This is a genomic window from Enterococcus sp. DIV1279b (assembly GCF_050531515.1).
Classification (GTDB): Bacteria; Bacillota; Bacilli; order Lactobacillales; family Enterococcaceae; genus Enterococcus_D; species Enterococcus_D casseliflavus.
Genome location: NZ_CP172891.1, coordinates 323,908 through 337,834, shown reverse-complemented (window position 1 = coordinate 337,834; position 13,927 = coordinate 323,908). Strand labels below are relative to the sequence as shown.

At 44.1% G+C, this 13,927-nt stretch carries 10 protein-coding genes; all 10 read right to left on the bottom strand.

Going from position 1 to position 13,927, the window contains the following annotated elements; genetic code table 11:
- Nucleotides 1–8: 8 nt before the first annotated feature.
- Complete coding sequence (gene smc, locus IGI71_RS01615; protein ID WP_010748624.1) at nt 9–3,587, bottom strand: chromosome segregation protein SMC; 3,579 nt, start codon at nt 3,585–3,587, stop codon at nt 9–11.
- A gap of 15 nt (nt 3,588–3,602) precedes the next feature.
- Nucleotides 3,603–4,295, bottom strand: a complete 693-nt coding sequence (gene rnc, locus IGI71_RS01610; RefSeq protein ID WP_005227136.1) for a ribonuclease III — start codon at nt 4,293–4,295, stop codon at nt 3,603–3,605.
- Between the two features lie 212 nt (nt 4,296–4,507).
- Nucleotides 4,508–6,295 (bottom strand): oligopeptide ABC transporter substrate-binding protein, encoded by a 1,788-nt coding sequence (locus IGI71_RS01605; RefSeq protein ID WP_010748623.1) that lies wholly within the window; start codon nt 6,293–6,295, stop codon nt 4,508–4,510.
- Between the two features lie 16 nt (nt 6,296–6,311).
- Nucleotides 6,312–7,181 carry an ABC transporter permease gene (locus tag IGI71_RS01600; RefSeq protein ID WP_153883525.1) on the bottom strand — a complete coding sequence of 290 codons (870 nt, stop codon included), beginning with the start codon at nt 7,179–7,181 and terminating at the stop codon, nt 6,312–6,314.
- Between the two features lie 63 nt (nt 7,182–7,244).
- Nucleotides 7,245–8,201: an oligopeptide ABC transporter permease gene (gene opp4B / locus IGI71_RS01595; protein ID WP_005227132.1), complete on the bottom strand. Its 957-nt coding sequence runs from the start codon at nt 8,199–8,201 to the stop codon at nt 7,245–7,247.
- The gene (locus tag IGI71_RS01590; protein WP_005227131.1) at nt 8,201–9,145 is read right to left on the bottom strand and encodes an ABC transporter ATP-binding protein; all 945 of its coding nucleotides are present in this window, start codon (nt 9,143–9,145) and stop codon (nt 8,201–8,203) included. The genes opp4B and IGI71_RS01590 overlap by 1 nt, the downstream gene beginning before the upstream one ends.
- Nucleotides 9,146–10,153 carry an ABC transporter ATP-binding protein gene (locus IGI71_RS01585; protein WP_005227130.1) on the bottom strand — a complete coding sequence of 336 codons (1,008 nt, stop codon included), beginning with the start codon at nt 10,151–10,153 and terminating at the stop codon, nt 9,146–9,148.
- A 324-nt stretch (nt 10,154–10,477) separates the two neighbouring features.
- Nucleotides 10,478–10,720 carry an acyl carrier protein gene (gene acpP / locus IGI71_RS01580; protein ID WP_005227129.1) on the bottom strand — a complete coding sequence of 81 codons (243 nt, stop codon included), beginning with the start codon at nt 10,718–10,720 and terminating at the stop codon, nt 10,478–10,480.
- A 110-nt stretch (nt 10,721–10,830) separates the two neighbouring features.
- Nucleotides 10,831–11,850: a phosphate acyltransferase PlsX gene (plsX, locus tag IGI71_RS01575; RefSeq protein ID WP_010748622.1), complete on the bottom strand. Its 1,020-nt coding sequence runs from the start codon at nt 11,848–11,850 to the stop codon at nt 10,831–10,833.
- 45 nt (nt 11,851–11,895) lie between these two features.
- Nucleotides 11,896–13,926: an ATP-dependent DNA helicase RecG gene (recG, locus tag IGI71_RS01570; protein ID WP_015508817.1), complete on the bottom strand. Its 2,031-nt coding sequence runs from the start codon at nt 13,924–13,926 to the stop codon at nt 11,896–11,898.
- Nucleotide 13,927 lies beyond the last annotated feature (1 nt).

Below are 13,927 nucleotides of genomic sequence, written 5' to 3'. Positions count from 1 at the left end.
TTCCTCCTCTATGCTTGATCTGCTGTAAAACTACCGCCTTCACGCACTTCTTCTAAGCGCACGGACACGGTCTTCGACACTCCAGATTCTTGCATGGTCACACCATATAACACATCTGCTGCCTCCATCGTTCCTTTACGGTGAGTTACGACGATAAACTGTGTATCATTTTGGAAAGCACTCAAGTAATGACCGAAACGAGAGACATTGGCTTCATCCAATGCTGCTTCCACTTCGTCAAGCACACAAAACGGTACTGGACGAACTTGAATAATGGAAAACAATAACGCAATCGCAGTCAGTGCCCGTTCGCCCCCTGATAGCAAGCTGAGGTTTTGCAATTTCTTGCCCGGTGGTTGGGCTTCGATCTCAATCCCAGTGTTCAATAAATCTTTCGGATCTGTTAAGACTAATTCCGCATGACCGCCGCCAAACATATTAGGAAAGACTTGTTTGAATTGCAGACGGATCGCATCGAAGACTTCGCCGAAACGGGTTTTGACTTCTTCATCCATTTCAGACATCGTATCAAACAGCTGTGCTTTAGCCGACAGCAGATCGTCTCGCTGACTCGTCAAGAACAAATGCCGTTGATTGACTTGCTCATATTGTTCGATCGCATTTAAATTGACTGGACCAATTTGCTCGATCGCTTGTTTTAGTTCCTGAATGTCGACTTTGGCTTGTTCTGCATCCTCGATTTCAGGGAAATCTTGCGCTGCCTTTTCAAAGGTGAGATTGTATTCTTCTTGTAAATACAACAAACGATTATCCATCACCAATTCTGCGCGATTTTTTTCGATCTCAACTTCGGTTTTTTCTGACAGCTTTTCTTTTTGCGTTAAGTTTTCAGCACTCAGGGCTTCGTCTAATGCACCGATTTCTTGTTGAACGACTTGACGTTGTTCACGAATCACCGTCAATTCCGCTGTTACCTGCTGCTTGGTTTTTGTGAAGGCTTCAATTCGCTGAAGAATGCTTTCTTCTGAAAACTCATGATCGCTGACGTTGCTTGTCAAGGCAGCTAACTGCCGTTCTAAGGAGAGTTGACGCGCTTCGTTTTCTTCTAATGCTTGATTCGTAGCGGCAATTTTTTGCTGCAAATGCGCCACTTGTTCTTTTTGAACTGCGAAAGCTGCCTGCAAGCGCGCACTTTCTTGTGCTAAGGTTTGGCGTTTTTCCTCGATCAAGTCTTCTTCGGCATTCATTTGATGAATATCTTGGTCGATTTTCGCCAATTGCGCTGCAATATTCTTTTGCTGTTCTTCCAAGCTCGTCTTCTTCTCATCATATTCCTCAAAGAAGGCTTGCACTTCGCGATGTTCAAAATCAAACACTTGCTGCTCTTGCTTCAAGCGGCTCAGGTCATTCTCAAGATTTTGTAAACGGCTTTGCAGCTCATGCTCCGTCATGCGAGCCTGTTCTCCTTGCGTCCGCAATTCTTCTAATGCTGCTTGTGCTTCTTTGGTCGCTGCTTCAAAATGCTGGACTTGCTTTTCCGTTTTTAAAAGCCGCTCATCCAGTTGCGCCGCTTGTGCCGTCAATTGTTGCAGCTCGTTGCTTTGGCTAAACAAACTACCGGCATTTTTCTTCGTTGCGCCACCCGTCATGGAACCTCCAGCATTCATGACATCCCCTTCTAAAGAAACGACCCGATAGCTATAGTTCAATGCCCGTGCTAACGCATTAGAACTTTGCAAGTCTTCGGCAATCAAGATACTGCCTAACAAGTTATCCGTAATCGTTTGGACGTGTTCGGGCGACTGGACCAATTCGCTGGCAACGCCGATAAATCCAGACACTTGCTTGGCTTGATTGCGGGCATAATCTGGCAAATGACGGGCTTTGATGGTCGTCAGCGGTAGGAAGGTTGCACGACCCCCTCGATTTTCTTTCAAATACGTGATGGCTGCTCGCGCATCCCGCTCATTTTCAACGACGACATGCTGTGCAGCGGCGCCTAATGCGGTCTCGATCGCCACGGTATAGTCTTGTGGCACATCGATCAACTCCGCTACTGCGCCAACGATACCGCTGATCTGCTGTTTGTTTTTCAAAATCAAGCGAACGCCTTGATAAAAGCCGCTATAATTTTCTTGAATGTCTTGCAGACTGCGCTGTTTCGCTCGTACCTGCTGCACTTGACTCATTAACTGATACATTTTCTTTTGTTCTTCATCAAAGCGTTTTTTGTTGGTCTGAGCTTTTTCTTGAAGATGGATGTATTGCTTGCGTTGTTCTTCTAAAATCGCTTTAGCCTGCGTCAGCTGCTCTTCCACGATTTGCGCTTCCGTCGTCTTTTCTTTCAACGACGTATTCATTTGCGTCTGCTTGCTTAGCGCCGTTTGATTTTTCGCGGCTTCTTGTTGGTATTGACGCTCCAAGTATTTCAATTCGTTTCCAATCGTTGCCTGCTCCTGCATGGCTTCGACATATTGGCTGCGCAACTCTTCAATGATTTCTTTTGCTGAACGTTGGTACTTTTCCTGCTCTTGCTGACACGCCAGCATCGCTGCTTCAACTTCCTGCACACTACGATTCTTTTGTGAAAGCAAGCCGATCAGTTCCGTTTTTTCTTCATTTAAAAGTGTGACCCGCTCTGTGACTTCCTCTAAAGTTTCTTGGTATTCGGCAGAGCTTTTTTGCGTATGCTTTGAACGTTCATCCAAGACTTCTTTTTGCCCTTCGGCTTGCTTCAGTCCTTCGGTGACCTCTAAAAGCTGCTGATTCAAACGCTCCAACGTTTCATCAAAAGCAGTACGTTGTTGCCGCAAAGAATGTAACGACAGTTCCCCTTGGTTGATCTTTTCGGAAATCTGCGCCAGTTCTTGGTTAAAGGTACTCAGTTGAGCTTTGGCTGTCTCCCACGCTTCTTTTGCTTTCGTGATCTCTAAGACCGCATAGGCCACATCGACCGTCGTCAATTTTTCTTTTAACGCTAAAAAGCGGTTGGCTGCTTCACTTTGGGCTGCCAGAGGCACCAACTGATCTTCTAGTTCATAAATGATATCTTGTAGACGGCTTAAATTGTCTTCAGTTTCAAACAATTTTTGCTCGGCTTTCTTTTTCCGCTGTTTGTATTTCAATACCCCCGCCGCTTCTTCAAAAATCCCACGACGGTCTTCTGGTTTGCTGCTGAAAATTGCTTCTACCTTGCCTTGGGAAATGATCGAAAATGATTCTTTCCCCAACCCAGAGTCCATAAACAACTCTTGGATATCCTTTAAGCGGCAAGCTTGTTTATTTAAGAAAAAGTCGCTTTCGCCGGTTCTTCTCAAGCGGCGAGTCACGCTGATCTCGCTGTAATCCATCGGCAAGTAATGATCGCTATTGTCTAAAACGATCGTCACTTCCGCTATATTTAGCGCTCTGCGGGTGTCAGAACCTGCAAAAATAACATCAGGCATTTTGCCACCACGTAGATTTTTGGCAGATTGTTCTCCTAAAACCCAACGAATCGCTTCGGTAATATTGCTCTTGCCGCTGCCATTTGGTCCGACGACTGCAGTCACTCGATGTTCGAAATCAATGACTGTGCGGTCGGCAAAGGATTTAAAGCCGGCAATCTCTATTCGTTTTAAATACACTCCGCCAGTCCTCTCTTACTGTTCAAGATCCGCCAAGGCATTCGCAGCGGCGTCCTGTTCTGATAATTTCTTCGATTTTCCTTGTCCTTTTCCGATCAAGGTATCATCGCAATAGACTTCCGTCCAAAAAATCCGTTCATGGGCGGGGCCTGCTTCTTTGATCAAACGATAATTGATGGAAACATCGCCGCCGCGCTGCAAGACTTCTTGCAAGCGGGTCTTGTGATCCATCTCATGGGAAAAAGCACCTGCTTTTACTTTTGGAAAGACAACTTTCGTCAAAAAGCCGCTGACACTTTCCAGACCTTGGTCCAAGTATAACGCACCTAAAAAGGCTTCAAATAGATCACAAAGCAAAGAAGGTCGTTTACGACCGCCAGAGTTTTCTTCCCCTTTGCCTAGACGAATGTATTCATCGAATCGGCAATCTTTGGCAAACATGGATAAACTGTCTTCGCGAACGATTGCCGCCCGTAGCTTCGTCAGCTTACCTTCGGGCAGATCTGGCAATTCACGATACAAATACCGTGAAACGATCAACTCTAAGACAGCATCGCCCAAAAACTCTAAACGTTCGTTATCTGACAAGTGCAAGTTGCGGTGCTCATTCACATAAGATGAATGCGTAAACGCTTGTTCAAGCAGATCTACATCATGGAACACAATATCAAACTTTTCTTTTAGTTCTTTCGTTAATTGTGTATTCATTTGTCACATTCCTTCATTAGTTTATCGACACTTCCCTATTATACTGGTTTTTGCCGAATTATGAAATGTTTCCTCCAAATTCTTGGAAAGACTGTAATAAAATTTTATTTACTTAATCTTCTCCTGTATAAAAAAGCCTGTTTTTCTCAGATACCCGCAAAAAAAACAGAAAAAAGACGTCCTGGAAAGGACGTCTTTTCATCGATCATTGATTAACGAGATTCAGCTGTAACTGAAATTGTTGCCCAAGGATTGTAATTCACATCATAAGCCCATGTGAAGTCTTTGACGCGATTTGATACAGGTAACACCGCACTACGGTAAAGTGTTGGGATAACAAACGCTTCATCAGCAGCATATTCTTGCCATGCATCAAATGCTTCTTTACGTTTTGCTTCGTCAAACGAATCTTTTGAATCGATTGCTTCTAGCAATTTCGTATTTTCTTCTGATTCAAAACGAGTGTAGTTGAACGCAGAGTTAGGTCCATACAAGCCCATTGGTGATGGGTCATAACCAGTATTCCATGCACCTTGGTAAACATCAATCTCAGGATCATCATTTTCCAATTTGTCATAGAATGCTTGGAAGTCGATCAAGCGACCTGTTGTGTATTGTACATCAAGTCCGATTTCATTCCATTGTTGGATGTAGTAATCTGCTAATGGTTGTGCTGTTTCGCCACCTGACATTGAAGCAAAGTTAATGGTTAATTTCTCACCATTTTTGTCTTCACGCATACCGTCGCCATCGACATCTTTGTAGCCAGCATCATCAAGTAATTGATTTGCTTTGTCGATGTTTAAAGTATAACCTTCAACATCTGTATTGTGTAATGAGCCAAATACTGGTGGGATCAATGTCGTTGCATTTGTACGCAAGCCATTGTAGAAACGGCTTCCGACAGCATCATTATCTAATGCATAACCCATTGCTTGACGCAATGACTTGTCAGCCATTTTTGAATCAGGATTGTATTCAACTTTACCTTCATCGGCATTCCATTTACCTAATTTGAAACCTAAATAAGTGTAAGCAGTATCTGTTCGGCCTAAGATTTGATAACCGTCAGTATCCTTATAAGTAGGATACGTATCTGTCGGCATTGATAAAGCCATATCATATTGTTTTGCGTTCATCGCTTCAACAATAGATGAAGTTGGAACTGCTTTAAATGATAATTTATCTAGTTTTGGCTTATCTCCATAATAGTATTCGTTTGGAACGTACTCTACGGATTCACCAGCTACGATATTTGACATTACATAAGGTCCGAAGACGATTGGATTTTTACGAACTTGATCGCTTGATTCCATATCTTTGACTTCGATTCCTTCAAAGGCGTGTTTTGGTAATGCTGAAGCCCAAATACCACCACCTGCTTGCATCATACCAGGGTGAACTTCTTTGTATTGAATTTTAACGACTTTGTCACTTTCTTTGGTGATACCAGAAATAGTATCAGCTTTACCATCATGGTAATCTTCCATACCAACAATGTTAGTAAAGTTACTATCATAACGAATACCAGTATAATCTTTGTTACCAATTACTTCGTAAGTGAAGATGATATCATCTGCCGTAACATCTTCGCCATCAGACCATTTCAGGTTGTCGCGTAAAGTAATTGTTGCTGTGTTGTTGTCTTCATCTAGCTCAAGGTTTGCAGCCCCGCCGTCAACAATTTTGAAATCAGCGTCATTGACGAATAAACTTTCATTACTTGGCAACATAAATTGTGCATCATAGTTATCTTGATAAAATTCTGTTTGGAACAACCCTTGGAATTGCGTATCCATCACTACTGCAACATCCAAAGTACCACCTTCGATTGCCTCTGCATCATTGCTAACTTCGATTGGGAAGTTGCTTACATCTTCCGTATCGTTTGCTGCATTGCTGCCGCCACCAGAAGAATCGGTTCCGCCGCCGTTGCTGCCACAAGCTGCCAATGCTAACACTGACAAAAGAGTGACCATACCAAAAATATTTTTCTTCATCCTGTATCCTCCTTGTTTATCCTAGTCGTTGACGCGCATCCGCTGAACGCTTAAATGCTTGACCAACGTAATTGATACTCAACATCAAGACTAAAATTAGAATTGATGCGGGTAACCAGATCCACTGTCTGTTGACCAGCACATCACCGCTGCTGGCATATCCGATCAGTGTTCCCAAACTTGGAACATTGGTCGGCAGACCAAAACCTAAGAATGTTAGTGTCGTTTCAATACCGATATTCGCTGCAAAGTTCATTGTTAAGTTGGTGATGATCAATGAGCTAAGGTTCGGCATGATTTCGCGGAACATGATGACGAAGTCATTGGTTCCGAGGGTTTTCGATGCACTAACATAGTCGCGACGGCCTTCTGAAAGGGTCTTACTTCGGAAGAGCCTTGCTTTTCCGACCCAGTAAAAGGCACTCATGACCCATATAAAGGTCCAAACGTTATAACGAGGTACGATCGATACGATAACGATAATGATCAACATGATCGGCAAAATCATAACGAAGTCAACGATACGCATCAAAATGTTATCAATGATGCCACCATAGTAACCTGAGATGATCCCTAGTCCGACCCCAACGATCGACGTAATGATCGTGATTGAAAAACCAATCAAGATTGAGTTACGCGCACCGATGATCAATTGTCCCCAAACATCACGGCCACCTTCATCCGCCCCTAAAAGGTAGGTGCCGCCGTTTGGCGAAATCGCGCCGGGTACAGCGTATTTATCAAGGATGCTGACACGCATCACTTGTGATTGGTCGATAACTGCTGAGCCGATAAACACGAACAATAAAACTGCGACTAACAAAACTAATGAAAAGATCGCCATTTTATCTTTTAAGAATTCGCGAAAAATCATTTTTAATCCCATAGGCGGGATGCTCTCTTGTTTTAGTACTTTTTCTTTCTTTTCAGACACATTTATCCCCTCCTATTACTGGATTCTGATTCTTGGATCGACAATACTCATGATGATATCTGATAGCAGCGTACCGATCAAGGTCGCTAGTCCTAAGATCAATGTCAGTGAAGTGATCACGGCATAGTCCCGTTGGACGATACTATCGATAAACAGTTTTCCGACACCTGGGTAAGCGAAGATTTTCTCAATGACCACAGAACCTGCGATCAATGAAGTGATCTCGTAGCCCATTTGTGATGCGATCGGCAACGATGCATTACGGAAAACGTGACGTGAGAAGACTTTATTCGTTGGTACCCCTTTTGAACGAGCGGTACGAACGAAATCCAATGATTTCGAATCAATGACTTCACTTCGCAAGTATTGGATCGTCACTGCTGTTCCTAATAATGCAGAAGTGATCGCCGGTAATAGTAGGTGATACAAGCGACTCCAAAACTCAGCCATGCCGCTGACCCCCGGTGCAACGGAACCACCCGTTGGGAACCAAGCCAATCGGTAACCGAAGATGAACAATGCGATCAACGCAAAGATAAACAACGGTACGGCGAAACTGAAGAAGTTGTAAACAACGACGACTTTATCAAGCAATGAATTTTGGTAACGTCCTGCCCACATCCCTAAAGGAATGGCAATCACGTAAGTCAAAATGACCGTCAATAAAGATAACCACAATGTATTGCTGATACGTCCTGCTAATAACGTTGAAACAGGTAATTTAAAGATGAAACTTTGACCAAAGTCCCCTTTTAAGGCATTTCCGATCCAACGGAAATACTGGGTATACCATGGGTCATTCAAACCAGCGGCTTCACGCATCCGCTCAATAACAGCTGGATCTTGGTTTGGATTGATCAAACCGGTAAATGGATCCCCAGGCATTGCTTGTGCGATCAAGAAAATCAAGATACTCAAAATAATGACTTGCGGGATCATCAACAACAAACGACGTAGAATTGTTTTCCACATTATTCAGCACCCCCGTTTTTCAATGCGACTTGGTGCGACTCGGTGATTTTACGCAAGTCATACACTCTGCCAGTTTCGTCGTAGTAATCTTTTTGATGGGTCACATATTCCAACTCGACCTTGCGGCGGTTTTCTTTGTGAGCATCGCGATTTTTTACGTCGATTTGAGGAATCGCTGATAATAAACGTTTTGTATAGATGTGACGCGGGTCTTGATAGATGTCTTCCCGTGTCCCGATCTCAACGAAGCGGCCTTTGTACATGATGGCGATATTGTCACACATGTGTTTTACGACCCCTAAGTCATGAGAGATGAATAAGAAACTTAAGCCAAATTCTTGCTGGATCCGTTTCATAAAGTTCAGCACCTGCGCTTGCACGGATAAGTCAAGGGCTGAAACCGGCTCATCGGCGACGATCAGTTTTGGATTGGATGCTACCGCGCGGGCAACCCCTAACCGCTGACGTTGTCCACCAGAGAACTCGTGAGGATATTTGTATAGGGCATCTTCTGGCATCCCAACGATATCCAGAAGGCTTTTCACTCGTTTTTTCTCTTCTTGATCGCTTAAGCGTTCAAAGTTGCGTAATGGTTCGGCGATAATGTCGACCACGCGTTTTTTAGGATTCAAGCTGGACATTGAATCTTGGAAAATCATTTGGACATCTTTGTTGTAGTTCATTTTTTTGCGGACGGAACGTTTGGTCACGTCTTGCCCATCATAAATGATTTCGCCACTGGTGATTTTTTCTAATCCAACGATGGCTTTCCCCGTCGTGGATTTACCAGAACCAGACTCACCAACCAATCCGTAGGTTTTTCCTTTTTCTATGATGAAGTCCACACCGTCAACGGCATACACATGGTCTGTGACGCGGTTGAAAAATCCGCTGCGAATAGGATAGTGGACTTTCAGATCTTTAATTGTAATTAATTCTGTCATCTACACTTCTCCTTCTTCGTCTCTAAAATGAAAATGCTTGTAGCATGTGCAACGGACCAAATGATCAGGTGCTACTTCATGCAAGACTGGGTTTGCTTCGTGGTCGCTTTCAGGAATCCAAGGAATCCGTGCGGCAAACCGACAACCCGTCCGTGGCATATTTTTCAATGAAGGAACTACGCCTTCGATCACGTGCAGTTCACTGTCTTGTGAATTTTCTTGAGGGATCGAGTTAAGCAATGAGCGGGTGTATGGATGTTTTGGATTGGCAAACAACTCTTCGGCTGTTGCGACTTCCACAAACTGACCCCCGTACATCACGGCTACTCGGTCGGCCATCTCTGCTACGACACCTAAATCGTGGGTGATCAAAATGATCCCCGTCTGTGTTTCTTCTTGCAAATCTTTTAGTAGATCAAGGATCTGTGCTTGGATCGTCACATCCAACGCGGTCGTTGGTTCATCCGCAATAATGATTGGTGGTTTACAAGCAATCGCGATCGCAATGATGACCCGCTGACGCATCCCACCAGACAATTCATGAGGGTATTGACGTCCTACTCGCGGTGGATTGGGAATCCCCACTTGTTCTAATAATTCTAATGCTCGTGCTTGACGCTGTTCGGCGGTCATATCCGTATGGTAGGATAACCCTTCTTTGATTTGATCTTCGATCCGCATCAAAGGATTCAGTGCAGACAATGGATCTTGGAAAATCATCCCAATATCATTTCCGCGAATTTTGTTGTACAGCGTTTCGTTTAAGTTTGACAAGTTTAAATCTTTATATAAGATTTCTCCGGTGATTTTCGTGTTGTTTGGGTCATGCAGCCCCATGATCGTTGTAGCTAACGTACTCTTGCCGCAACCAGATTCTCCTACGATCGCTAAGATCTCATTGCGATCCAGTGTAAAAGAAATACCATCTACTGCGTCATAGTAATCGTCTTTAATACGAAAACCTGTGTGAAGGTTTTGAACATCTAGTAATTGATTATCTCTGGACAATCGAATACCCCTCTCTACTTTCTAAGATGTCTTGCAATTTAATGTAAAAAAAGAAGGAACATGCATTTCATTTCCAAAAGCTTTCTTAACATTGTATAATATATTCTTAATAATTATATAGAAATGCCACCAATAATGCAAGTCCCAGAAAAGTTAATACACTGAATTTTCAGAAAATTTACATTATGCTTTCAACGCCATCATGTCAGGTTTAACGACCGTTTTTTAGATTTCACTACCAAAGAAAAGCCGCTCAAAATCACTGCGGATCAATTATGAGAAAGAAAGAGCTAAGTCATCTAGGACTTAGCTCTTATGTCTGTCTTAAGCAAGATGGCTTGAAATATAATCAACCGCTCCACCGACTGTTTCGATCTGCTCGGCATCTTCATCAGAAATCTCGGTACCAAATTCATCTTCTAGTTCAAGGACGAATTCCATCACACTGATCGAATCAGCGTTCAAGTCGTCTTTAATGCTCATCGTATCCGTTACGTTCTCTGCGTCAATTTCAAAATGATTGGCGATCACGACCGCAACTTTCTTGAATACTTCATCTCGTGTCAACTGGCTTCACCTCCACGCGTTTGCACAAAACATAGAATGGCTAACAAACATTGTACTGCTTTCTATGCTTTTTGTCTAGATATTTTTGCAATTTCATTACAATCATTGCATTATGATTGCGTTTCGTCTTTGTCAGTCGGCATTTCTTCAAAATGGGCGACCAATTGTGCCACGACATCTGTCGCTAACATCGTATGGATCTGCTTGATGGTGTACGCCACCGCTTCTGGTCCTGTCGCACCATGGGTTTTGATGACTGGGGCTTTCAAACCAAACAATACGGCACCGCCGTGTTTCGCATAATCCATTTCATTTTTCACTTTCCGCAACGCATCTTTTAATAATAATGCGCCTAATTTCCCTTTGGCACCAGAATCGAGAATCGACTGTTTCAACAGCGCCATCAAATTCAAGGCGGTTCCTTCGATCGATTTCAAAACAGCATTTCCAGTAAAGCCATCTGTCACGACGACGTCAGCTGCACCATCCAATAATTCCCGAGCCTCGACATTGCCGATAAAGTGGATCGTCGGGTCTTGCGAAAGCAGTTCAAAGGCTTTTTTCGTTAATTCACTGCCTTTGGTTTCTTCCGTTCCGTTATTTAACAAGCCGACCCGTGGTCGATTGATCCCGCGAACTTTTTGGGCATAAAAGGACCCTAAGACGGCATAGTTTGCCAAATGTTCTGGTTTATTGTCGGCATTGGCACCTAGATCCAGCATGTCAAAGCCAGCATCTTTGCCGATCACTGGCATTGTGGACATCAATCCGGGACGGTCGATCCCTTTGATCCGACCGACGATAAACAAACCAGCCGCTAATAAGGCCCCAGTGTTTCCAGCTGAAAAAATCGCATCTGCCTCACCATTTTTGACCGCTTGTGCTGCCAAGACCATTGAGGCGTTTTTTTTTCGTCTGATCGCTTTGACAGGCTCATCATCACTATTGATTTTTTCATCCGTGTGGATAATGGTGACATTCTTATCATCCGTCATGTATTTTTTGATTTCATTTTCTTTTCCGTAAAGGAGGAATTCAATCTCTGGAAAGTCTTTTTTTGCCAGCATGACTCCTTCTACGATCGCTTTTGGGGCGTTGTCTCCGCCCATTGCATCAACAGCAATCCGCATCTCGCTGCCACTCCCTTCATTTTCCCAATCAGTATAGCATATTCTTTAATCAAAAAATTGTTTGTCTGCTTTTTTTGCTGCTAAATAGTTTGCCAATGCCGAAAATTCTGGCAACAGCTGCCAGCCATTTTTTTGCCAAAGCTGGGCAGCTTCGACTTGTGCCACTTCTAGAATATGGGCATCCGCGACCAAATCGGCAGCCGCAAACTCTGGCAAGCCCGATTGTCGATTGCCGAAGACTTCTCCTGGTCCTCGCAACTGCAAATCTTTTTCGCTGACTACAAAGCCGTTGGTGGTTTCTGTCATGATCTTCATTCGCTCGACCCCTGTCTCATTCTTCGGGTTTGCGATCAATATACAGTAAGAAGCATCGGCACCGCGCCCTACCCGTCCACGCAATTGATGAAGCTGGGCTAACCCGAAGCGATCGGCGTCAATGATCAGCATCACTGTCGCATTGGGGACATTGACCCCTACTTCGATGACCGTCGTGGAAACCAAGATCTGCAGTTGATTTTCTTTGAAAGCTTCCATGATGCTGTCTTTTTCTTGATTCTTCATTTTCCCATGCAGCATCCCCACTTGATAAGTAGGAGAAAAGTAACTTTGCAGCTGCTCATAAATCTCCGTGGCATTCTTGACATCCAGCATTTCGGATTCTTCGATCAAAGGACAGATGACATACATCTGATGCCCTTGTGCCAATTCTTTTTGCGCCCACTCTAAGATCGATTCAAACTGCGGCGGACGGACCCAGCGAGTCTCTACAGGAATCCGTCCTGCTGGCATTTCATCGATCACCGAAACATCCATTTCGCCATAAGCCGTGATCGCTAACGTACGAGGGATCGGTGTGGCGGTCATAAAGAGCACATCAGGCAGATAGCCTTTTTCCCGTAAGACTTTTCGCTGATTGACGCCAAAACGGTGTTGTTCATCGGTGATGACTAAGCCAAGATGTGCAAAGTCCACCCCTTCTTGAATCAGCGCATGGGTCCCAACGATGATGTCGATCTCCCCGGCTGCTAATTGTTCTAAGATGACTCGCCGTTCTTTTGGTTTGGTCGAGCCTGTCAAAAGAGCGGTGGTCACTTCTAAGGGGTCAAAGAGTTGATTCAAGCTTTCTAGGTGCTGCTGGGCCAAAATCTCAGTCGGCACCATCAGTGCGCCCTGAAAGCCAGCTGTCATCGTGGCATAAAGGGCGATCGCCGCCACGACTGTTTTCCCGCTTCCTACATCTCCTTGCAAGAGTCGCTGCATGTGCTGCGGACTTTTCAGGTCATGGCAGATTTCATTGGTCACACGCTTTTGCGCATTCGTCAATTCAAAGGGCAGTTTACGAGTAAACTCTTTCAAGCGTTGCACATCATAATCGATCGCTAGACCGTTTTTCTCGGCTTTTTCGCTTTTCTTCAGTCCTTGGATCTGCATTTGGAACAAAAAGAACTCTTCAAAAATCACCCGACGCTTCGCTTGATGACTCTCTTGGGGATCTTTAGGAAAGTGCATCGCAAACATCGCGGATTTCCGATCCAACAAGCGATATTTTTCGATCAATGACAAAGGCAAGATCTCTGTGATCTGATCACCAAAATCAAGGAATGCCTGTTTGATCAGTTCGATCAACACACTTTGACGCACGGCTTTATTGACATGATAAATGGGGGCAAAGTCTTCTGCGCTCTTGCTGCCGAGAATTTTCATCCCCGTCAGTCCTTTGCGTTTGGCGTCCCATTTGCCATAGACGGCGATCTCTTCTGAAACCTCTACTTTATCCTTCAAATAAGGCTGATTGAAAAAGGAGACATTAAAGACATCGTGGTCTTGCATCATGCGAAATTGCAACCGACTTTTCTTATAGCCAAAGCGATTGACGACCGGCGGGGAAACGACGATCCCCTTGATCGTTACTTTTTCTTGGTCTTGAATCTCCGCTAATTGCCGTTCTTGAATGTCTTCATAACGAAACGGATAATACTTCAGCAGGTCTTCAATGGTTTCGATCCCTAAACTCGCCAAGTCTTGGGCGCGTTTTTCTCCGACACCCTTTAATACCGTAAGTGGCTGATTCAGCATA